Origin of the sequence: Amycolatopsis albidoflavus, from assembly GCF_039525725.1 — a bacterium.
Taxonomy (GTDB): Bacteria; Actinomycetota; Actinomycetes; order Mycobacteriales; family Pseudonocardiaceae; genus Amycolatopsis; species Amycolatopsis albidoflava.
Genome location: NZ_BAAAHV010000027.1, coordinates 222,789 through 244,828, shown reverse-complemented (window position 1 = coordinate 244,828; position 22,040 = coordinate 222,789). Strand labels below are relative to the sequence as shown.

Here is a 22,040-nt window from a genome sequence, read left to right as displayed (position 1 = left end):
GCCCGGACCTGCTCCCAAAACTCCACCCGCACCGACCGCGGCAACCACCGGTACTTCCGCACCCCCGCCATCACAACCCGCCCCTATCAACAAGACGGTGTTGCAACCACCCCCTGACCCCAAGTTCCCCTCACGGACCTGAGGGTGTGGCGTGGTGAGGGGTCCCTGGCATGGGAGCTGGGCACTGCTTTGGCGACTGCCACAAGCCCGTGGCCGAATCTCTGGGCTCTCGTCCAAGGCTGCCGCGATCCGGCCGGATCGATACTGGCGCCCATCGACCCGCCGTGGTCGGGACACCGAGGTCCCGGAGGTTTCCAGCACATGACGCCGCCCCTGCCCCAGGCCGCTGACGAGGCGCTGCACCAGGCCTGTCGCACCGCGTTGCACGAACGGTCCTTCGCCGCCGGGCTCTCGATGGCGGTCACCGGCCGCGACGGGATCCTCGCGTCCGGCGCGTTCGGAAACGCCGATCTGGCCGCCGCTCAGCCGACGACCGAGGACACGCTGTTCCAGATCGGCTCGATCTCCAAAGGCATGACCGCCGCACTGCTGCTGCGGGCGCGCGACGCCGGGTTGGTCGATGTGGACCAGCCAGTGACCGAGTACCTGCCGTGGTTCTCCGTCCGGTCCGCGCACGCGCCGATCACCCTGCGCCATCTGATGTCGCACACCGCCGGGATCATCGCGGGCACGGACGTCTCCGGCGACTCCGCCTTCGAGGTGTGGGCCCTGCGCGACACCGAAGCCACGACGCCGCCGGGGACCTGGTTCCACTACTCGAACTCCGGGTACAAGGCGCTCGGGCTGGTGCTGGAAGCGGTGTACCAACGGCCGTACCAGGAACTTCTCGGCGACTTCCTGGCCGAACTGGGGATGCCGGCCGCCGTGCCGGCGATCACCCACGAGATCCGAGCACGCAGTGCGGTGGGATACGAACCTCGCTACGACGACCGCGTCCCGGTCCGCGAGGACGGCTTGGTCCCGGCGACCTGGATCGAGACCGCCACCGCGGACGGCAGCGTCGTCTCAACCGCGCGGGACATGACCGCGTGGCTGCGCCTGGTGATGAGCGGCGGAGCGATGGTGGACGACCTCTGTGCCCCGGCGATCCGGATCGAGGAGGAAGACTGCTCGTACGGCCTCGGCATGCTGGTCGGCGAGTTCGGCGGCCGTCCGCACGTCTGGCACACCGGCGGCATGATCGGCTACTACGCCGCGATCGCCTGCGATGTCGAAGCCGGGATCGGGGCCGTCGTGCTGGCCAACGGCACCGGTCCATGGCAGGAGACCGTCGTGCACCTCATCGCCGCGACGCGAGCCGCGCTCGATGGCGATCCGGTGCCGGAATTCGTTCTGCCGGAACGAAAACGCCCAGCACCGCCCACTCCGGACGACCCGCCCGCACACTGGGCCGAGGTCGTCGGGCATTACCGCTGCCACAACCCATGGCTGTCCAATGTGCACGTCTACGCCCACGACCACCGATTGTGGGTCTCGGTCGCCGGCGGTCCACCGGACGAACTCGTCCCGTTGCCGGACGGCTCGTTCCGCGTCGGCGAGGACGAACGCCTGCCGGAGCGGCTGAAGTTCGACGTCGTCCTGAACGGGGTCGCGGTCCGCGCCGACTACTCCGGATGCCCGCTCTACCGCACCTTCACGCCCTAGGCGGCCCTTGATGAGAAACCGTTTCCGCCGCGCGGCAGCGGCGCTGCTGGCCGTGGTGCTGGCCGCCGGCGGCGTCACCGCGTGCGGCCAGGCCGAGAGCGAAACCGCCGACGGCGGCGTCTTCCGCTTCGGCGCCAACCAGCCGATCGATTCGCTGAACCCGTTCGTTTCGGTAGTCAGCATGGCGTTTTCGGTGTTCGAGCAGATCTATCCGACCCTGGTCCAGCTCGACCCGAACGACAAATACGCCCCCGAATTCGCCACCGACTGGAGCACTTCCGAGGACGGCCAAACCTGGACTTTCCACACCCGCCCCGGAGCGAAATGGTCCGACGGCGAGCCGCTGACCGCCGCTGACGTCGCGTGGACGCTCAGCACGATCGCGAAATTCCAGGACGGCCCGACCGCCGGTCTCGCCAACTACGTGGTCAACCTCGACAGCGCGACCGCACCCGACGCGAATACCGTGGTGCTGCACTACGCCAACCCGGTCTCGAACGTCCTCAGCAGACTGATGAGCGTCCCGATCCTGCCCCGGCACATCTGGCAGAAGTACGCCGAGGGCAAGGGCGAAGCGCTCACCACGTTCCCGAACACCGCGCCCATCGTGTCCGGCGGCCCGTTCGTCCTGGTCAAACACCAGCCGAAACAGATCGCGCTGTTCAAGCGGAATCCCGCTTACTACGGCCCGAAACCGCACCTCGCCGGGTTCGGCATCCAGTTCTTCAGCACCGACGACGCGATGATCACCGCGTTGAAGAGCCACCAGCTCGACGCCGTGCAAAGCGTGCCGGCCACTTCAGTGCGCAATCTCGAATCGTCCGGGTTCACGGTGCTTTCCTCGCCGGGCATGCGCTTCGACAGCATCACCGTCAACGCGAACCCGAAACAGCAAGCAGCGCATCGGGAATTGACCAATCCGCTGCTGCGCGAAGCGCTCGACCACGCGATCAACCGGGCCGAGATCGTGAAGACCTCGCTGCTCGGCCACGGCAAACCGGGCGGCGCGGTGATCGCGCCGGGCACCGCGGACTGGACGGACAGCTCGATCAAGCCGCCGTCGTTCGACCTGGGCCTGGCCAACCGGCTGCTCGACCAGGCCGGGTACCGGCGCGGCCCGGACGGCGTCCGGATCGCCGGCGACCATCCGATGGACTATCCGATCATCCTGCCCGAGGACACTTACAGCGGTGCCGGACTGCGCTCGTTCCAGATCGTCCGCGGCGATTTCGAGCGGATCGGCGTCCGGCTCGAACCGCGGCTGCTCGACAACGCGGCGGCCAACGAAGCGGCCATGGCCAACAAATCGCAGGACTTCGCGATGACCATGTGGGGCTGGAGCGGCGGCACCAGCGACCCGGACGACACGCTCAACTATCTCACCTGCGCCAGCCAGGGAATCCTCAACGACACCGGCTACTGCAGCAAGGAATGGGACGACCTCTACGGCGAGCAGGGCGAGGCGATGAACCCCGCGGACCGCCACGACGTCGTGAACCGGATGCAGCAGCTGGCCGCGCGCGAGCGTCCGCTGCTGGTGCTCGACTACCCGGACGCGATCGAGGCGCACTCGCCTTCCTGGACCGGCTTGACGCCGGTGGGCGGGGCCTCGTTCTCGTCGGAGTCGAAGCTCCCGCTGCTGTCCGTGCGAAAGGCGGGCTGACCCGATGCGCAGTCTCGACTATCTGCTCCGCCGCGGCGTTTTCACTGTGGTGACGATCTTTCTCACGGTCACCGCGAACTTCTTCCTCTTCCGGGTGCTGCCCGGCGACGCGGTGACCAACCTGTCCCGGGTGCCGCACGCGACCCCGGAGCTGCAGCACGCGCTGATGGTCCGCTTTGGACTCGACAAGTCCAAATGGGACCAATACCTGATCTATCTCAAGAACCTGCTGCACGGCGACCTCGGGGTGTCCTTCACCTATCAGCAACCGGTGACCCATCTGCTGGTCGAGGATCTCAAGAACACCGTGCTGCTGGCCGGCGTCGGGACGCTCGGCGCGATCGTGCTCGGCATCCTGTCCGGGGTGATCGCGGCGTGGCGGCGCAACTCCGCGCTGGACCACCTCAACACCGGGCTCGCGACGCTGGTGTACTCGTTCCCGTCGCAATGGCTCGGGCTGGTATTGCTGATCCTGTTCGCCGGGATACTTCCGGCCGGCGGGATGTCGGACCTGTTCCTGTTCGACAGCCCGCCGTTCTGGCAGAACATCGGCGACGTGGCGAGTCACATGGTGCTGCCGACGATCACGCTGATCCTCACCGCGTACGGCGGTTACACGCTAGTGGTGCGGTCCTCGATGCTGGAAACCCTCGGCGAGGACTACGTGCTCACCGCGCGCGCCAAAGGCCTTTCGGACCGGCGGGTGGTCTGGCAGCACGCGGTGCGGAACGCGATGCTGCCGATGGTCACCATGGTCGCGCTCGATCTCGGCTACGTCGTCGGCGGCGCGGTGCTGATCGAGGTGATCTTCAGCTGGCCGGGCATCGGCATGGCCACCTACACCGCGCTCAGCCAGCGCGATTACCCGATGGTGCAAGGCGGGTTCCTGCTCCTGACGGTGTCGGTGATCCTGCTGAACTTCCTCGCCGACCTGGTCTATTTCCGCCTTGATCGGAGAGTCAGCGCATGACCACTGTCGCCCCGGCTGAATTGCGCAGTACCGGAATCTTCCGAAAAGTATTGCGAGAGCACAAAACCGCAGTCGCCGGTCTCGTCATTCTCGGTCTTTTCGTAGTGTTGGCTGTTGTTTCGCCTTACCTTGCGCCCTACAGCATCACTGAACGGTCCTGCGCGGTTTTCGAACCGCCGTCCGCGCAGCATTGGCTAGGCTGCGACGACGGTGGTGTGGACATGCTGTCGCTGTTGATGCGCGGAGGGCAGACCTCGCTCGTCGTAGGGTTCGCGGCGACGCTCGTCGCGATGCTGCTCGGCGGCACGGTCGGGATCCTGTCCGGGTACTTCGGCGGCTGGGTCGACGCGGTGCTGATGCGGATCACCGACGTGCTGCTGGTGCTGCCGGATTTGGTGCTGGCCATGGTGATCGCCGCGGTGTGGGGGCCGAGCCTGTTCCACGTGATCCTGGTGATCGGCCTGCTGGAATGGACGACGACCGCGCGGATCGTGCGTGCGGAAGTGATGTCGCTGCGCGAACGGGCTTACGTCAAACGGGCGCGCGGACTCGGTGCGAGCAACACGCGGGTGATCGTCCGGCACATCCTGCCGCAGGCGGGTCCGTTGCTGATCGCCAACACCGTGCTGACCGTTTCGGTCGCGATTTATCTGGAGACCGCCTTGGCATTTCTCGGTTTGGAAGACCCGAGTGTCACGACCTGGGGCACGATCCTGGAACACGCTTTCGCCCGCACCGCGATCAGTTCCGGCGCCTGGTGGGCGATCGTGCCGGACGGTTTCGTGATCGCCGCGGTGAGCATCGGTTGCTTCCTGCTGGGCCGGGCGATCGAGGACGCGCTGAACCCGCGGCTCAAGGTTTCCCATCTGTCCGGACGCAGGTGGCGAGTGCGGGTACTGGCCGGCAGAGGAGCGGACGCCCGATGAATGTCTTGGAGTGCAGGGATTTGCACGTGTGGTTCGACCTGCCGGACGGCGGTCAGGTGCATCCGGTCAACGGGGTGAGCTTCTCGCTGGCCCCGAGCGAACGGTACGGACTGGTCGGCGAATCCGGCTGCGGGAAGTCGACGACGATCCTGGCGTTGCTGGGCTTGCTGCCGCCGACCGCGACCGTGGCGGGCAGCGTTTCCATCGCCGGTACCGAGATTTTGGCCGGCGGCGAGGAAACCGTGCGCGGGCATCGGTGGCGGGATATCGCGATGGTGTTCCAGGGCGCGATGAACGCGCTCAACCCGGTGAAGACGGTCGGCTGGCAGATCGCGGAACCGATGCGCGCCCACGGCATCGCGCGCCGGGCGAAGGCGCGAGAGCGGGCGCGGGAGCTGCTGGAGCTGGTTGGGATCCCAGCCGCTGCGGCTGATCGCTACCCACACGAGTTCTCCGGCGGCATGCGGCAGCGGCTGTCGATCGCGATGGCGCTGGCCTGCGAGCCAAAGGTGCTTCTCGCCGACGAACCGACCACCGCGCTCGACGTGATGGTGCAGGCGCAGATCCTGGAACTGCTGACCCGGCTGACCGACGAACTCGGCATGGCGCTGGTCCTGGTCACTCACGACCTGCCGCTGGTATCGCAATTCTGTCACCGGGCCGCGGTAATGTACGCCGGAAAGATGGTGGAAGAGGGTCCGGCGGATCAGCTGAGCTGGGAGTCGCGGCATCCCTACACGCGGCTGTTGTTCTCCGCCACGCCGGACCTCTACGGCGACGAACCGGTCGTCTCGATTCCGGGCGCTCCGCCGCGCCTTGACACCGCGATCGTCGGCTGCCCGTTCCGCCCGCGCTGCGATGTCCCGATGGACCGCTGCGCCGCCGAGCTGCCGCTGCTGACCACGGCCGGCCCGGGGCACCGGGCGGCGTGTTTCCGCACCGAGAGCGTGGTGACGGCATGACCGAGGCGCTGCTGGAGGTCGACGACCTCTCGATCCACTACCCGATTCGCCGCGGCGTCGGAGGCGCGCTGACCCGGCGTCCGCGCAGCGTCGTGCATGCCGTGGACGGCATCAGCTTCCGGCTCGGACGCGGCGAGATGGTCGCCGTCGTCGGCGAGTCCGGCTGCGGGAAGTCCACTACGGCAGCGGCGATCTGCGGTCTGATCGCCCCCACCGGCGGCACCGTCCGGCTGGAAGGAAACGCGATTACCGGACTGTCGGAACGGCGGTTGCGGACCGTCCGCCGACGGGTCCAGATGATCTACCAGGATCCGTACGAATCGCTCGACCCGCTGTGCCGGGTGCGGGACATTCTCGCCGAGCCGATGCTGATCCACGGCATCGGCGGGTCCAAAGCGGAACGGTCCGCGCTCGCCGCGGAAGCCTTGGAACGCAGTGGCCTTTCACCGGCGGAAGCGTTCCTGGACCGCTACCCGCACGAACTGTCCGGCGGCCAACGGCAACGCGTCGCCATCGCCGCCGCACTCGTACTCGACCCGGACGTCCTGCTCGCCGACGAGCCAGTGTCCATGTTGGACGTTTCGGTGCGCGCCGGGGTGCTGTCCCTTTTGGACACTCTGCGCAAGGACCAGGACACCGCGATCCTGATGATCACCCACGACCTGTCCACGGCCGCGCATTTCGCCGACCGGATCGTGGTGATGTACCTGGGCCGGATCGTCGAACAGGGACCGGCGCGGGAAGTCGTGCACCACCCGCGGCATCCGTACACGAAGGCGCTGTTGTCCGCGGTCCCGCGGCGAGATCGGGAGCAGCAGGCAAAACCGCAGCTGCTCGCCGGCGAGACGCCGAACCCCGTCGACATCCCGCCCGGCTGCCGATTCCGCTCGCGCTGCCCGGTCGGCACCGACGACTGCGAACGCACCGACCCGCCGCTGGTCACCGCCGGCGACCACGAAACCGCATGTCTGTTCGTCTGATCCTGCCCCGCGCCCCCAACGAAAGGAACCTGATGTCCGCCGATCTCGTCCTCCGAGGTGGCTCAGTACTCGACGGCACCGGAACCGCCGCCCGCCGCGCGGACGTGGCGATCGCCGGGGACCGGATCGAGGCGATCGGCGACGTCCGGGACGCCGGCGCTCCCGTCCTGGACGCCGAAGGTTGCGTGGTGGCCCCGGGATTCATCAACGTGCTCAGCCACGCCTACGAAACCCTCCAGCTGGACCCGCGCGGACTGTCCGACGTCTATCAGGGCATCACCACCGAGATCTTCGGCGAAGGCCGCTCGATGGGCCCGGTCACCGGTCGGATGACCAGCCTCGTCGCGGCCGAACCGCCGCTGTTCGGCATGCGGACCAGCTGGCCGCGGCTCGACGATTTCCTGACCGACCTCAGCGGCTCCGGACTCAACATCGGCAGCTTCGTCGGCGCGGAAAACCTCCGAATGCCCTTCGCCGGCAACGAAGACCGCCCGCTCACCGACGACGAGCTGACCGCCGCGTGCGCATTGCTGGACGAGGAATTGGCGGCGGGCGCACTCGGGGTCGGCTCGGCGTTGATCTACGCGCCGGGCAGCTACGCGTCCACCGAGGAGCTGATCGCATACGCACGAGTGCTGGCGAAGCACGACGCGCTGTACATCTCGCACATCCGCGGCGAGTCGGACCGGCTGGTCGATTCGGTCGACGAGCTGATCCGGATCGCCCGGGAATCGTGCGCGCGAGCCGAGATCTATCACCTGAAGGCTTCCGGGCAACAGAACTGGCCGTTGATGTCCACCGTGCTCGACCGGGTCGAGCAGGCGCGCGCGGACGGACTAGGCATCACCGCGGACATCTACCCGTACGACGCCGGCTCGACGTTCCTCTCCGCCTTCATCCCGCCCCGCTTCCACGAAGGCGGCGCACTGGCCGCGCGGATCGCTTCGAGCCGTGAGGAAATCAAAGCGGCCATCCTCGAACCTGGGCAAGACTGGGAGAATCTGTACCTCGGATCCGGTGGCGCGGAAGGAATCCTGCTGCTGGGCGTCGGCTCCGCTTCGGTGCGGCCGGGCCAGACCCTCGCCGAGGCCAGCCGCGGCGCAGATCCGCTCGACACACTGCTGGACCTCGTCGCTGCGGAACCGAATGTGATGGTCGCCGAATTCACCGCCTCGGAAGCGGATACGCGACGCGCACTGAAACGGCCGTGGGTTTCGGTGTGCACAGACTCCGAGGCGATCGCGGCGGAGGCGCCGTTCACGGATACGTCCATCCATCCCCGGACGTACGGCGCCTTCGCGCGAGTGCTCGGACCGTGGGTCCGCGAAGGCGTGCTGCCGCTGGAGGAGGCAGTGCGGCGGATGACGAGCCTGCCCGCCGAGAACCTGCGCCTGGTTGATCGAGGAGTGCTGCGGCCGGGTGCGTTCGCTGACGTGACGGTCTTCGATCCGGCGACTGTGCGGGACAACGCGACCTATGCGGACCCGCACCGATACGCGGACGGGATGCGGCATGTGCTGGTGAACGGGAAGGCAGCGCTGCGGGACGGCAAACCGACCGGAGTACTGGCGGGACGCGCGGTTCGGCGGGCGTCGTGAGTGTCTAGCCCGGTCAGCGCGGATACAGGGCTGGCTGCCTGCGGTAGCGAGCGCCCCAATGTGGCATTGGGTGCGTCAGACGCACCCACTGAGAAAACCTCATCGGCGCGCAAGACTGCGCACAACCCGAACCCGCAGAGCACCGCGGTCTCGTGAGTGGCAATCCCGCTTAGAACCGGGATAAGCACTCACGACGACGCGGCAGCACGGGTTTCGAGACGCTCAGCGAGGTCGGTGATCAGCAGGAGAATCCAGCGCCACGTGTCCGGGTCGGCGGTGGAAAGCGGCGCGGCGGAGTAGAGGTACAGCCGCCCGTCGACGAGTTCGACGTCGAGGGGGCGTTCGAGCAGTCGCGGCAGCAGATCGGGGGCGAACACGGTGCGGTCGAGCAGCGCCTGGATTTCCTTCGCGCGGCCGATCGGCCCGAACACCCGGAACGCGTCCGCGCCCGGCCCGTGCAGTTCGGGATTGCCCGGCGTGGTGTCGGAGCCGGGCAGCCGCGGCCGGCCCTTGGTCGCGCGGGTCATGACGATCAGGTGCGGCAGTTCGGCGTCGAGCGGGGTCGTCGCGTAGCTCCACCGGTGGCGTTCGCCGCTGCGGTACCCGGCGTAGTAGGCGTGCTGGCCGACCTCGATTTCGCGGGGCGATTCCAGGGTGACCACGTCGGAGGAGGTCCGCGAGAGGCCGACCCCGAAGATCGTTCCGGCCCCGCCCGGGTCGGAGATCTTCTTCCGGAAGCCCATGCCGTTCACGGTGGCGAAGCGCATGATCCGATAGCTCGTGTCGCGCCCGTGCCTGCCGCCTTTGCCCGAGGAGACCAGGAAAAAGACGACGACCGCGACCCCGATCCCGGCCGGGGCCAGCCCGCCGGCGGTGAGGAATCCGCCGGACATCATGCCGAAGAAGACGGAGAAGAACCCGAAGAAAAGCACCGAAAGCCCGGTGACCGCACATCCGCCGACCGCGAGATCGGCACCCGGCCGTTCGCCGTTCGCGACCGCGTAGGCCCGCGCCGAAGCCGGGTCGATCCGGTCGGTGAACGGGGAGAAGTCGAGGTCGTCGAAGGGCACGGCTCACGTTACCCCGCGCACCGCGGCGGATCGGTTCAGCGCCGCCTGGAGGGCACCGGCTCACCAGCCGAGTTGATCCCCCAGCCGCAACCGCAGCCACAGCACCAGCCGCTCGTCCGGATCCGCCAGATCGAACCCGAAAATCTCCTCCGCCCGCGAAAGCCGGTACCGGATCGTGTTCGGATGCACCGACAACCGCGCCGACGCCGCAGCGATGTCGCCATTCGTGTCGAGGTAAGCCAGAATCGTCGGCGCATAAGTAGTCCCATGCTCGACGTCGTGCGCCCGCACCGCCGGCCCCAGCCGCCGCGGCAAGGACGCATCCCCGGCCAGGATCTGCGCCAGCACCGAGAGCGTCGCCCCGGCCCAGACCTCTTCGATCGCCGCCACCCGGCACGCCTCAGGCGAGGTGCGTTGTTCCGCCAGCGTCCGCAGGACCAGGTCCGCGTCGGCCCGGGAGGACGCGATCGACCGCAGCCCGGGGACCGTCGCCCCGAGCCCGGCTTGCACCGGCATCCGCAGCGCGCCGTGCGCTCGCCGGGCGATGTCGGCGACCAGCTCGCCGTGGGGTCCCTTCGGCAGCAGCGCGTAGACCGTCCCGTCGATCAGCGCGCAACCGTGCCGTCCGTAGTGCGCCTCGCAGTGCAGGCTTACTAAATCGGCCAGCCGTGTCGCGGCGTGCGCAGCCAGCACGTCCTCGGGATCGGCGACGGTGAACGCGGCCACCGCGACCGGCGCGTCCGGGTCCAAGCCGAGTTGCGGGGCGACGGCGGTGACGCTGCTCGGGTCGGCCAGCAGGCGTTGCAGCAGGTCAGCGCGCCTCCGGCGGACGACGTCGACCGCCGTGCGCGCGGCCAGCAGGTGCAGCGCGGCGATCTCGGCGGCGTTGAACAGCGCCTGCTCGGCTGTCTCGTCGAGACTGTCGTCGGCGTCGACCACCCAGATCGACCCGAGCATCTCGCTGCCCGCCCGCACCGCGACGCCGAGCCGCGGCAGCCCGCCGGGGAGCGACGGGAACCGGCAGGTCTGCCGCGTCCGCGCGAGTTCGCGGTACTGGTCGTCGTAGAAAACCGGCACCTCCGGCACCTGCAGCCCGAGGATGCCCTGGCGGCGGCCGTCGTCGATGGGCTGGCCGGGCAGCGTCGAGTACGCCAGGATCCGCCGGTGGGGATCTTCGATGGTCGTCGCTCCGCCGACCATTCCGGCGATGGCGTTGGCCAGCGCGAACAGATCGCCGGCCGCCGGCGCGCCGGGCGTGCGGACGGCGGGTGCGAGCGCGGAGGAGAGCATCGCCTCGAGGTGGTGCCAGGGCACGGCTTCGTCGGCGGCGAGCAGCACCACCCCGGCGTCCCGCGCGGCGTCGGAAAGCTCGGTGAGGGGTTCGCCGAAGCTTTTCACCACCAGCGCCGAATATCCCGCGGCCGAGTGGAGGAGGTCTTTCGCTTCGCCCGGATCGGCCCCGACCGCGAGCAGGATCGTGTCCTGCCCCGGCGGTGCGACGCCGCGCCGCTCGTGGATGAGCACCCCGGACACCGGCACCGGCCGATCCGGCAGCGGGGTGACCGGCCGCAGCAGCGAAGCGCCGAGCGCGTCGAGGACCTGCGCGAGATCGGGCACCTCCGGATCGAGCATCGTCACCTCTTTAGCCAGACGCACAAAACATCCGCGGAATCTCTGGACCGGCACTGCACGCACCCGGACGATCCGGCCGCGAGGCTGTCAGCATGCACGTTCCACCAGGCGCACCCGCGACCGTACTCCCTCCGGCCCCGGACGCGGCCGTCTCGACCGCCCTGCGCGCCGCGAACCGGGCCGACGTCCGGATCCTGCTGGCCGACGACGTCCGGACGCTCGAAGCGGTGTCGCGGTTTCTCGCCAAGGTGTGGCGGACGCCGGAATCCCACGCACCGTTCGGCGCGGACGCGCTGCGCGCCGTTGTCCACGCGGGCGGCGCGGTGCATTACACGGCTGATGACGACGGCATCCAGGCGGCGTCGGCGCTGATTTTCTGTCCACCCGTGACGCGCGCGGTCTATTCGCTGATCGCCGCCGCGCGGGCGAGCGACCGCGGAGTGGGCTTCGCGCTCAAGCAGGCTCAGCGGGTGTGGGCGCTCGACCAGGGCATGGAAACCATGGTCTGGACCTTTGATCCGCTGGTGAGCCGCAACGCGCATTTCAACCTGGCGAAGCTCGGCGCCCACGGGACCGAGTACACAGTGGACTTCTACGGCCAAATCGTCGACGGCGTCAACGGCGCGGACGAAACCGACCGATTCACTGCCGTGTGGCCGTTGCGGGAACCGAACCCCGTCCGGCTTTCCGGTCCGGATCTGGAGCGCGCGGAGATCGACCCGCGCCGCGCGCCCGACGGTGAACCGTTCCTGGTCCGCGACGGTTCCGGGTATTGGTGCCGGGTCCCCTCCGACATCGTGGGCCTGCGCCGGTTGGACGCGCGGCTGAGCGCGGAGTGGCGCTACGCGATCCGCGACGCTTTCGTCCCGTTGTTCGCCGAGGGCTACACGGCGACCGGGTTCAGCCGGTCCGGCTGGTATCACCTGACCGAAGGGGAGCGGGCGTGAAACTCGAACGGATCGACCTGATCGAGGTCAGCCTCCCGCTCGTCCGTCCATTTCGGACTTCGTGCTCGGTGGACACCGAACGCAACACGCTTCTGCTGCACGTGGTGACCGACGTCAGCGAGGGCTGGGCGGAATTCGGCGGCGACCCGGAACCGGTGTACAGCCCGGAATTCGCCGTCGGAGCCGAACGGATTCTGCGCGACCATCTCGTCCCGCGCGTCACAGCCTTGCCGCATCTGACCGCCGCTCGGGTGGCGGGCGCGATGGCCCCGGTCAAGGGCAATCCGCTGGCGAAAGCCCTGCTCGAAACCGCGATCCTCGACGCCGAATGCCGCGCTTACGCGATGCCGCTGTCGACTTACCTCGGTGGCGTGCGCGATCGCATCGCGGCCGGAGTGTCCGTCGGAATCACGGACACAGTAACGGAATTGATCGACGCTGTCGCCGGGTATCTGGCCGAGGGATACGTCCGGATCAAACTGAAGATCGAGCCTGGCTGGGATATCGAACCCGTACGCGCGGTCCGCGCCGAATTCGGGCCCGACCTGGTATTGCAGGCCGACGCCAACACCGCGTATTCCCTCTCCGACGCCGACCATCTGCGCCGGCTGGACGAATTCGGCCTGGGTCAGCTCGAACAACCGCTCGCCGCGGACGACCTCGGCGGGCACGTCGAACTCGCGAAACTCCTGCGCACTCCGCTCTGCCTGGACGAATCGATCTGCTCCGCCCGCGACGCCGCGTTCGCGATCCGGCTGGGAGCGTGCCGGATCATCAACGTCAAACCCAGCCGCGTCGGCGGATATCTCGAAGCGCGGCGGATCCACGACGTGTGTTCCGCGCACGGAATCCCGGTGTGGTGCGGCGGAATGCTGGAAACCGGCATCGGCCGCGCGCAGAACCTCGCCCTCGCCGCGCTGCCCGGTTTCGTGCTGCCCAACGATATCTCCGCGTCGAGCCGGTACTACGCCACCGATCTCACCGCGCCGTTCAAACTCGAAGACGGTTGCCTGTCCATTCCAGACGGTCCGGGCGGCGGCATCACCGTCGATCCGGCGGCGCTGAAACGGCACACCGTCGCTTCGCAAACGCTCTTCGCAGTCTGAAGATTCCAGCAGAAGGAGACGACATGCGAGCTTGGACCAGCGTCGCCGCGGCGGTAGCGGTGACCGCGGCATTGGCGGTCGCACCGACGACCACGGCTTCGGCGGCCGCGTGCTCCGCCAAACCCATCCAAACCGCGCTAGACGGCCTGAAAAAGGTCGGTCTCCCCGGAATCGTCCTGACCGTGCAGATCCCGGATTGCGGCCTGTGGAAAGGCGGCGTCGGAAAAGCTGACACCGCTACTGGCCGTGCGATCACCGGCGACGAACACTCCAGAATCGGCAGCGACACCAAAACCTGGACCGCGGTGGTCGTCCTGCAATTGGTCGCCGAAGGCAAAATCAGCCTGAACGAAACCGTTGACCATTACCTGCCCGGCCTGATCCGCACCGCCCGCTACGACGGCCGCAAGATCACCATCCGGCAGCTGCTGCAGCAGACGAGCGGCCTGCCGGACTACCTGGACTCGCCGTTCTGGAAGGACGATCAAGCGCACCGCTGGGAACACTTCGACCCGATTCAGACCGTCAAACAGGCCCTTTCGCTTGCTCCGCCGGACCGCGCCCCCTCCGGTTTCGCGTACTCCAACACCAACTACAACCTGGCCGGCATGGTGGTCACGAAGGTGACCGGCCGCAGCATCGGCACCGAACTCACCGAACGGATCATCAAACCGCTCTGCCTGGACGAAACCTATTGGCCCGGCGACGAAACCACGATCGACGAACCGGACCTGCGGTCGTACACCGACGGCGTCGACACCACGGAATGGAACGTCTCGGAAGCAGACGCCTCCGGCGAATTGATCTCCACCGGAGCGGACACGACGAAATTCTGGACCGCGCTGCTGGGCGGAAAACTCCTGCCCGCCGCGTTGCTGACGGAAATGAAAAAGACAGTCTTGGACGACGGCGGCGAAGGATACGGCTTAGGCTTGCAGCGGTATGAACTGACGCCGAACTTCCCGACGTGGGGCCACAGCGGCGGCATGGCCAGCGGCCACGATTTCCGCAACGCGGTGACCGAGGACGGAAAACGCTCGGTGACGGTGTTCATCGACACGGCGGACTACTCGAAAACCCAGTCGGACCGGATAGACGCGATCGTGGGCGCTCTCGTTCGCGACATCCGCTAGCACCTCTGGGCGGTTGCGGCGTCCCCCAGCGCGGCAACCGCCCGGATCCCCACCGTGCTCAGGCGTTCGCGAGACGAAGACGCTCAGCCGCCTGCTCTTCAAGCGCGGCACCGCAAATCGGCGGATCTCCGTGCAGCGCTTCCCACCTGGCATTGTGCGCGGCTGGTCACAGACTCGCCGCCCACGCGACTTCCCGTTCGGCCAAGGAAAACCGGCGGCCTCGGAAGTCCTGATAGGACTCCAGGAACGCCGCGGAACTCTCGATCGGCGCCAGTGTCGGCGGGGTTGTGCTCGGGAACATCCCGCTCGCCGCTCCCGCGAGCGCTGCTTCCGGTTGCCAGGCCAGGCTGTCCCAATCATGTACTGTCCAGCCTTCGTTGATATCCCAGCGGAGGTTCTGCGCCTCGAAATCGCCGTGGCCGAGGACGTTCGGCAGATCGGCCGCGAGCAGTCGGCACCGGGCTCGGTCGGCGGTTTTGGTTACCTCCTCGGGGACGCGGCGCTGGTCTCGTTCGTCCAGGAAGCCGAGCGCTGGCCACAAACCAGGGTCGCTGTGGTCCCAGCGCAGCCAGCGCGGGTTCGGCAGCGGCGGCTTCACCGAGATCCTGGCGAGGGTCGCCAGCAGCAGGGCGAATACCTCGGCATACCGCACGGCAACGTCCGGCGCGTCCCCGGGAACGACGTCTCCGCCCGGGCGGTATTCCTCGGCATGCACGGCCAGGGAGCCGACCATGACGGCCGTTGTCAGCGGTCGTGCGCAGGGAAAGCCTCGCTCAGCCAGCTGCGTTTGCGCCGCGACGCACGCGATGGCGCGGCCGTCGTCCGGGCGGGCTTTGACCACGACCTTCCGGCCGTCATCGAGGCGCAGGCCGTGCACCGTCGAGACCTGTCGCGCCTCGAACAGTACGTCGACCGGTGCGGTGCCAAGGTGCGTGCAGCACCAATCCGACAGCCATTGTTCCAACTATTCGACTCCCGGTGCCGTCGTGCGTCGTTCGGTGGACCGGCGTTCGATGGCCTCCGCGACACCGTCGATCGCCCGTCGGATCATCGCACCGTACGCGTCGTCCGCGAGCGCGTCCTGTCGTTTTCGCGCTTCCGCGATCTGCTCGGTCGCCGCGTTGAACGAGCCGAGGCGGCGGAAGTTGTCGGCCAGGTTCAGGTGGAGCGACGGGTAGAAGCCTTCGATCCGGAGCCCGGCGTCATGCGCCTGCACCTGCTCGTCGGTCACTGTCGCGGCGGCGTCCAGTGCCCTGATGTCCCACACCAGTGCCTCTGCCGGGTCAGTGAACAGATCTGCTTGGTAGTGGGCGAGAACGCAGCGGTAGAACGGATCACCGCCCGGTCCGATCTCGTCCCACAGCTCCTGCAGACGGGCCCGCGCGGCGTCCGTCTCGCCCGCTCGGCCCTGCGACACCGCGGAGGTGATCTCGGCCATCATCCGGCATTTCCTTTCACTGGCATGGCAAGGGTGGTCAGGTCGCCATCGTCGGCTGAGCGCACGACGACTGGCTGGTGCGGGGCCGCGACGTCCAGCATCACGTCCGGACCGACGGCGGTGCTGATCGCGGGATACAGCGTGCTCACGGCGAAGGAGAGTGAGATGGGCGACCCCGTGACGTCTGCGGGGATGGTTTCGGTTCCTGCCGTGGCCTCGCCGGCGGAGAGGTTCAGCTGAATCTGCGGCGTGGATTGGCGTTCCAGGCATCCCACCAGCGCGTTTCGAGATATCACGGCCCGTGTAAGGACTTCTGGCAGTGACGCGAGCATCAGCCGGTAGTCAGGGAATTCGTCGGCGACAGTGCGGCAGGTTCGTACTGTCGTGTCGTCGCCTTGGAAGCAGACCTCGTCGTCGCGCACGCTCAGCCGTAGTTCGTGCTGACGGCGCGTCCACGGCATCGCGAGGCGGAGGTCGTCAGCGTCGATGGTCGCGGTCCAATGGGACACACTCGGTTCGGCGGGGACCAGCGTTCGGGTCGACAGCCGGTACCGGTCGGTGGCGGTGAGCACGATCGCCTCCGGGGAGACTTCGAGGTGCACGCCGTTGAGCACCGGCAGGTCCTGCGACGTCGCGGTCAGCACCTGCTCGACGGCAGCGGTGAACACCGGCCCGGTGAACCGGACCGACAGTGCCGACGCCGTCGCGCCCAGCGTGGCCTTCACTGCCGCGGCGGTTTCCCGAGCCTGCTGCACTTGGGATACCAACCCGGCGACGTGGTCGTCGATGATCCGCGCCGCGTCGGCGGGCTCCGCCGCGAGGACCGCGCCGACCCGCTCCAGCGGCAGGCCGATCTCCCGCAGCCGCCGGACGAGCAGCGCGGCTGAAACCTGGCCGGGCGAGTAGTACCGGTAGCCGGATTCCTCGTCGACGCGGATCGGCCGCACGAGGCCGGAATCGGCGTAAAAGCGCAGCGCGCTGGCGGTCAGGCCGCAGCGGCGGGCGAACGCACCAATGGTGAGCAGGTCGGGCACCTGCCCATCATCGGGCTTCAAGCAGCTTGAAGGTCAATCCCGGAGCAAGCGACCACGGGATTTCCCCGATTGTGCTAGTACAGACAGGTGAGCGACCCGATCGAGGAGGCGGCGCTGTCCGGCGGGACGGCGGCCGAGATCGCGCTGTCGGTCGAGGGCGCCATCGCCGCTGGTCGGTTGGCGGCCGGCGCGCGGCTGCCCACCGTGCGCGAACTAGCCGCGCGGCTCGCGGTGAGCCCGGCGACTGTCAACGCCGCCTACCGGACCCTGCGCAACCGCGGCCTCGTCGCGGCCGCCGGCCGTGCTGGAACCCGCGTGCTCGAACGGACCGCGCCGATGAACCGCGCGCTCGGCGCCCCGGTCGGGCCTGGCGTGCGCGACCTCGCCGACGGCAACCCCGATCCCGCGCTGCTGCCACCGTTGCGGCCCGCGCTCGCCGAACTGTCCGGAAGGCAATGGCTTTACGGCGAATCCGGCAACCTGCCCGCGCTGCTGGACTGGTTCCGCCTCGACTTCGAACGCGACGGCCTCGCCGCCGACCACCTCGCGGTAACCGGTGGCGCGATGGACAGCATCGAGCGGGTCCTGCAGGCACACCTGTGGCCGGGGGACGCCGTGATTGTCGAGGATCCGGGCTTCGGCGGCGTCCTGGATCTCGTGTCCGCGCTGGGCTTGCGCCCGATCGCGGTGCCGGTCGACGACGACGGCCTGCGCGCCGACCTCCTGCAACGCGCGCTCGAACAACGCCCGGCGGCCTGCGTTCTGACGCCGCGAGCGCAGAACCCGACCGGTGCCGCACTCAGCCCGGAGCGGGCCGCCGAACTGCGGAAAGTGTTCCAGCGCCACGAAAACGTGCTGGTGATCGAGGACGACCACGCCGCCGCCGTCGCTGGCACGGAAGCGGTAACCGTTGCCGGACAAGGGGATTTCCGGCACTGGGCGGTGCTCCGCTCGGTGACCAAATACCTCGGACCGGATCTCCGGCTCAGCGTCGTGAGCGGCGACCAGTTGACCGTCGACCGGGTGCTCCGGCGACAGCAAGTCGGTGCGGGCTGGGTGAGCCACCTCCTGCAGGAACTGGCGGTCGCGATCCTGCTTGACCCAACGACGCCGAAGCTGCTCGCCACCGCCCGCGAGACGTACCGCGAACGGCGTCAGGCGCTTACGGAAGCGTTGGCGCGACGCGGAATCACCCTGTCTGGACGGTCTGGGTTCAACGGCTGGATCGCGACTCCGGCCGAGGGCGCGGTGGCGCAGGCGCTCCTCGCGCGGGGCTGGGCGGTGCGGACAGGGGAGGGGTTCCGGACGAATGTTCCGGCGGGATTGCGGGTGACTTTCGCGAGCTTGTCGCCCGTTGAGGCGGAGGAGTTCGCGGCGACGCTGCATGCGATTCTGCGGGGCGACGGGCGTGGTTATCCCGCTTGAGCGGCTGCCTGAGCGCCGCGACGTGCTCGTGAGCCTCGGCGAAGTCCTCGACCCACAGGTCAAGATGGACCTGCTGCCGCGTCGGGCCGTCCGGCCACTGCGGCGGCACGTGGTTCGGCGCGAGCTGCACGCCGATGCGCGGGGCGCCGTCCACGGTGACCATGTGCCAATCGCGGTCCGCCTTCACCTGGCCGCCGAGCATGCCTGCCCAGAACGCGAACATATCGCGCTCAGACCCGGTCCAGAATCTCTCGCAGCCGCACGATGTCCTCGGTTTGCGTACGCCAGCTGATCACGCACACCCGCAACGCCGGCCGCCCAGCGACGCGGACCGGGCTCACCCACGCGGAGCCGGTGGCGTTGACCCGATCCGCGAGTTCGCTGTGCCACCGCCAGGATTCCTCCGGATCGACCGGCGCGTCGGCGCGGGTCGCGCACACGATCGGCAGCGGCGTGTCGTTGATGGCGATCCAGCCCGCCCCGGTGAGCTGGTCGCGCAGATCCTGCCCGAGCGCCGCGTCGTGCTCGATTTGGTCGCCGTAGCCGGAAACCCCGTACGCCAGCAGACTGAGCCACAGCTTGAGCCCGATGAATCGCCGCGACCACTGGGTGCTGGTGGTGTACGGATCGGCGGTGTCGTCCACCCGGCCCGGCATGTACGAGGTCGACACCGCGAAAGACGAACTCAGCTCAGCCCGATCGCGCGTAAAGAACATCCCGGCGCCCATCGGCACCGACAGCCATTTGTGCGCGTCCACCGTGATCGTGTCCGCGCGTTCGATCCCGGTCAGGAACCCGCGCAGCCGATCCGACAGGCAGGCGGCACCGCCCCACGCGGCGTCCACATGGAACCGCAGCCCGGCGGCCTGCGCGATGTCGGCGATCCTCGGCAACGGGTCGATCATTCCGGCACCGGTGGTCCCGGCCGTGGCCACGACGAGGAACGGCGCTTTTCCGGCGCGCCGGTCGTTCGCGAGCAGGGTTTCGAGCGCGGCGACATCCAGGCGACCGCTCGCGTCGGACGGCACCAAGCGGCAGGCGTCCCGGCCGAGCCCCGTCGCGTGCGCGATCTTCAGCCAGGCCAGATGAGAATCCGCGCCCGCATAGAACACTGGCGCGGCGTCGAGGGAGCGCAGGCCACCGGTGCTGTATTCGGGAAACGCGTGAGTGAGGGCGGTCAGCACGGCGGTCGCGTTGGCCTCGGCACCGCCGCTGGTGAAGTGGCCGCCCGCGGTGTCCGGGAGACCCAGGCGTGCCGTGAAGAGGTCGATGCAGCGCTGCTCCGCCTCGACCGCGAACGGCGCGTGGCTCCACGCGGCGAGCTGCGGATTGACCGCCGCGGTGATCAGGTCTCCGGCCACCCCCGCCCAGGTCGCGGACGGGTTGAACAACCCGAAGTACCCCGGGTGGTCGGTGTGCACGGTCCAGCGGTCGAGGGCGGCGAGCACGTCCGGGACCGCTTGCTCGAGGTCTTCCGGCTTCTCCAGCGGGTACTTCCCGAGCCAGCCGCGGATCTCCGCCGCGTCCGCAGTCACCGGGCTCGCCGGACGGTCCGGCCTCGTGCGCCACCCCTCGACCAGCTGATCCACCACGCAGTGCAGCAGCCTTGCCGCCGATTCCGCGTCCGTCGCGACCCCGCCGCGGTCCTGCCCGTTCGCCATCAGTCCGCTCCCCATATTGTGCTAGTACAGAACTGTATTTGTACTAGCTGGATATCGAGGCTAGGTGCCTCCGGGGACGGCCGCAAGCAAGCAATTCCGGCCATTCCTGGCCCGATCCGTGCGCTACGCCAGGGCGAGCGCGTCGTCGATCGTGGCGTCCAGGAAGGCGAGCGTGTCACGTCGTCGCGCTAGAGGATTTCGGTAGCTGCGACGGCCTTCCGCGCCTTCGGTGCGGAGACTCAAGCTCTCCGCGACGACGCGCTGCCATCGCGAGTCGAGTTCCCTTGCGGCATAACGCCCCGCGCCGCATTTGGACGTCAGCTCTCCGGTCGCCAGCAGGTGGTGCAGACGGCTCACGCCGAGCACGGCCCACACTGGGAACCAGGAGCTCATTCCGATCGCGAGCGACAACGCACTGGTGCGGCGGTTCTTCTCCCACCACGGCCGCCAATAGCGGCTCAGGTTGTCGACAGTGAACGCGCGCAAGGCATCCTGGTCCGCCCAAACGTCCACATCGGACGCTTTCGCCCCACGCAACGCGATCCCATGGCGGGCGAGCTCGCAGAACGTCACCGGATTGACGCCATCGCGGCCCGCCTCGGTGAATCGGCTTTCCTGCGCGCAAGGAACGTCCGGACAGGCATCCGGCCCGGCGGAGAGGTCGGCCCAGGTCAGTACGGAGCCGTCGAAATGCGGTTTCGGGAACTGGGCGACCGTCGTGGCATGCGCCCGCGCCAGCGCCTCGATCTCGCCGGGTTCCGCGCGTCGATCAGTGACCGCGACGAAGTCTATGTCGCTGGCCGTGCTCAGCCGCCCGCGTCCGGCGCCGCGAGCGTGGAAGTCGCCGAAGCAAACCGAGCCGACCAGGTAGAAACCGGTCACCAGTCCCGGCGCGACTCGGTCCACTGTGGACAGGAACAGGGTAGTGCTTCGGCGGACTTCCTCTGGTATCTCATCGGGCACGCCTGCCACGTTACCGAGTTACGCGAGTTCGGCCGCGGCCTTCGCCAGCTCGTCGACGCTGCCGGACATGACCGTGCGAACGTGCTTGGTGAGGTGCTCCAGCGGCCAGTCCCACCACGCGATCGCCAGCAGCCGCTCGACGTCCTCGTCGCTGTACCGCCGCCGGATCAGCTTGGCCGGATTGCCGCCGACGATGCCGTAGTCCGGCACGTCGTCCACCACGACGGCCCCGGACGCGACGATCGCGCCGTGCCCGATGCGGACGCCCGGCATGACCATCGCCCGGTAGCCGAGCCAGACGTCGTTGCCCAGCACCGTGTCGCCGCGGCCGGGCAGGCCGGTGATGACGTCGAAATGCTCGGCCCAGCCGCCGCCCATGATCGGGAACGGGAACGTCGACGGCCCGTCCATCCGGTGGTTCGCGCCGTTCATGATGAACCGCACGCCCTCGCCGAGCGCGCAGTACTTGCCGATCACGAGCCTCTCCGGCCCGTAGTGGTACAGCACGTTGCGAGTCTCGAAGGCGGTCGGATCGTCCGGGTCGTCGTAGTAGGAGAACTCGCCGACGTCGATCAGCGGCGAGGTGACCAAAGGCTTCAGCAGCACCACTCGCGGCTGCTCGGGCATCGGGTGCAGGACGTTCGGGTCAGGGAAAATGGGATTCTCCTCGTCGTTTGTTGTCTCAGTGGCGGTTGGCGGCGGAGGCGAAGCCCGGTCTGGGGTGGCGGTTGCTCCGCCAGTGCCAGCTGCGGTTGTTCGGGCGGGACGGTCAGGTCTGGGAACTCTTCTCGGGGCTGTTGTCTCAGTGGTGGGCGGCGGTGGATCCGAAACTTAGCCGGGTGCGGCGGTTGCCCCACCGGCGCCGGC

Annotated in this window: 19 protein-coding genes and 1 pseudogene; 11 read left to right on the top strand and 9 right to left on the bottom strand. The window is 68.4% G+C overall.

Annotation, left to right across the window (positions count from 1 at the left end; all coding sequences use genetic code 11):
• Window positions 1–321 precede the first annotated feature (321 nt).
• From ABD156_RS42785 to ABD156_RS42755, 7 genes are read left to right on the top strand one after another with little or no spacing between them, the layout of a single operon-like run.
• Window positions 322–1,665, top strand: a complete 1,344-nt coding sequence (locus ABD156_RS42785; protein WP_344287013.1) for a serine hydrolase domain-containing protein — start codon at window positions 322–324, stop codon at window positions 1,663–1,665.
• Between the two features lie 10 nt (window positions 1,666–1,675).
• Window positions 1,676–3,328, top strand: coding sequence for an ABC transporter substrate-binding protein (locus ABD156_RS42780; RefSeq protein ID WP_344287011.1), 1,653 nt, complete (start codon window positions 1,676–1,678; stop codon window positions 3,326–3,328).
• A gap of 4 nt (window positions 3,329–3,332) precedes the next feature.
• On the top strand, window positions 3,333–4,298 hold the full coding sequence (locus ABD156_RS42775) for an ABC transporter permease (protein WP_344287009.1): 966 nt from the start codon (window positions 3,333–3,335) through the stop codon (window positions 4,296–4,298).
• Window positions 4,295–5,224, top strand: a complete 930-nt coding sequence (locus tag ABD156_RS42770; RefSeq protein WP_344287007.1) for an ABC transporter permease — start codon at window positions 4,295–4,297, stop codon at window positions 5,222–5,224. Before ABD156_RS42775 ends, ABD156_RS42770 begins: the two co-directional genes overlap by 4 nt.
• Window positions 5,221–6,186, top strand: coding sequence for an ABC transporter ATP-binding protein (locus ABD156_RS42765; RefSeq protein WP_344287005.1), 966 nt, complete (start codon window positions 5,221–5,223; stop codon window positions 6,184–6,186). The genes ABD156_RS42770 and ABD156_RS42765 overlap by 4 nt, the downstream gene beginning before the upstream one ends.
• Entirely contained in the window at window positions 6,183–7,166 is a 984-nt protein-coding gene (locus ABD156_RS42760) for an ABC transporter ATP-binding protein (protein WP_344287003.1), read from the top strand. The genes ABD156_RS42765 and ABD156_RS42760 overlap by 4 nt, the downstream gene beginning before the upstream one ends.
• A 32-nt stretch (window positions 7,167–7,198) precedes the next feature.
• Complete coding sequence (locus ABD156_RS42755) at window positions 7,199–8,764, top strand: N-acyl-D-amino-acid deacylase family protein (protein ID WP_344287001.1); 1,566 nt, start codon at window positions 7,199–7,201, stop codon at window positions 8,762–8,764.
• Between the two features lie 188 nt (window positions 8,765–8,952).
• Here ABD156_RS42755 and ABD156_RS42750 read toward each other — a convergent pair whose 3' ends face one another.
• On the bottom strand, window positions 8,953–9,834 hold the full coding sequence (locus tag ABD156_RS42750; protein ID WP_344286999.1) for a hypothetical protein: 882 nt from the start codon (window positions 9,832–9,834) through the stop codon (window positions 8,953–8,955).
• Between the two features lie 60 nt (window positions 9,835–9,894).
• On the bottom strand, window positions 9,895–11,466 hold the full coding sequence (locus tag ABD156_RS42745; RefSeq protein WP_344286997.1) for a PucR family transcriptional regulator: 1,572 nt from the start codon (window positions 11,464–11,466) through the stop codon (window positions 9,895–9,897).
• A gap of 92 nt (window positions 11,467–11,558) precedes the next feature.
• Here ABD156_RS42745 and ABD156_RS42740 point away from each other — a divergent pair, with 92 nt between their 5' ends.
• The 3 genes from ABD156_RS42740 to ABD156_RS42730 are packed head-to-tail and all read left to right on the top strand — an operon-like array spanning window position 11,559 to window position 14,652.
• The gene (locus ABD156_RS42740) at window positions 11,559–12,413 is read left to right on the top strand and encodes a hypothetical protein (protein WP_344286995.1); all 855 of its coding nucleotides are present in this window, start codon (window positions 11,559–11,561) and stop codon (window positions 12,411–12,413) included.
• Window positions 12,410–13,519 carry an o-succinylbenzoate synthase gene (menC, locus tag ABD156_RS42735; RefSeq protein WP_344286993.1) on the top strand — a complete coding sequence of 370 codons (1,110 nt, stop codon included), beginning with the start codon at window positions 12,410–12,412 and terminating at the stop codon, window positions 13,517–13,519. The genes ABD156_RS42740 and menC overlap by 4 nt, the downstream gene beginning before the upstream one ends.
• Before the next feature lie 23 nt (window positions 13,520–13,542).
• Window positions 13,543–14,652, top strand: a complete 1,110-nt coding sequence (locus ABD156_RS42730; RefSeq protein ID WP_344286991.1) for a serine hydrolase domain-containing protein — start codon at window positions 13,543–13,545, stop codon at window positions 14,650–14,652.
• 166 nt (window positions 14,653–14,818) lie between these two features.
• Here the strand turns inward: ABD156_RS42730 and ABD156_RS42725 are convergent, their stop codons facing one another.
• The 3 genes from ABD156_RS42725 to ABD156_RS42715 are packed head-to-tail and all read right to left on the bottom strand — an operon-like array spanning window position 14,819 to window position 17,124.
• Window positions 14,819–15,616: a phosphotransferase gene (locus ABD156_RS42725; protein ID WP_425546129.1), complete on the bottom strand. Its 798-nt coding sequence runs from the start codon at window positions 15,614–15,616 to the stop codon at window positions 14,819–14,821.
• On the bottom strand, window positions 15,617–16,093 hold the full coding sequence (locus ABD156_RS42720) for a hypothetical protein (RefSeq protein ID WP_344286989.1): 477 nt from the start codon (window positions 16,091–16,093) through the stop codon (window positions 15,617–15,619).
• A complete protein-coding gene (locus ABD156_RS42715; RefSeq protein WP_344286987.1) occupies window positions 16,090–17,124 on the bottom strand; it encodes a DNA polymerase III subunit beta family protein in 1,035 nt (344 codons plus the stop codon). The genes ABD156_RS42720 and ABD156_RS42715 overlap by 4 nt, the downstream gene beginning before the upstream one ends.
• 87 nt (window positions 17,125–17,211) lie before the next feature.
• Between ABD156_RS42715 and ABD156_RS42710 the strand changes: the two genes are divergently transcribed.
• Window positions 17,212–18,549 carry an aminotransferase class I/II-fold pyridoxal phosphate-dependent enzyme gene (locus ABD156_RS42710; protein WP_344286985.1) on the top strand — a complete coding sequence of 446 codons (1,338 nt, stop codon included), beginning with the start codon at window positions 17,212–17,214 and terminating at the stop codon, window positions 18,547–18,549.
• Window positions 18,550–18,571: 22 nt separating this feature from the next.
• Here the strand turns inward: ABD156_RS42710 and ABD156_RS42705 are convergent.
• The 4 genes and pseudogenes from ABD156_RS42705 to ABD156_RS42690 all read right to left on the bottom strand — a co-directional run.
• Window positions 18,572–18,772: pseudogene (locus ABD156_RS42705) on the bottom strand (VOC family protein); the annotation flags it as partial.
• A 7-nt stretch (window positions 18,773–18,779) separates the two neighbouring features.
• Complete coding sequence (locus ABD156_RS42700) at window positions 18,780–20,210, bottom strand: pyridoxal phosphate-dependent decarboxylase family protein (RefSeq protein ID WP_344286983.1); 1,431 nt, start codon at window positions 20,208–20,210, stop codon at window positions 18,780–18,782.
• 123 nt (window positions 20,211–20,333) lie between these two features.
• Window positions 20,334–21,173 carry a DUF4111 domain-containing protein gene (locus ABD156_RS42695; protein WP_344286981.1) on the bottom strand — a complete coding sequence of 280 codons (840 nt, stop codon included), beginning with the start codon at window positions 21,171–21,173 and terminating at the stop codon, window positions 20,334–20,336.
• An 18-nt stretch (window positions 21,174–21,191) separates the two neighbouring features.
• Complete coding sequence (locus tag ABD156_RS42690; RefSeq protein WP_344286979.1) at window positions 21,192–21,800, bottom strand: CatB-related O-acetyltransferase; 609 nt, start codon at window positions 21,798–21,800, stop codon at window positions 21,192–21,194.
• Between the last annotated feature and the right edge of the window lie 240 nt (window positions 21,801–22,040).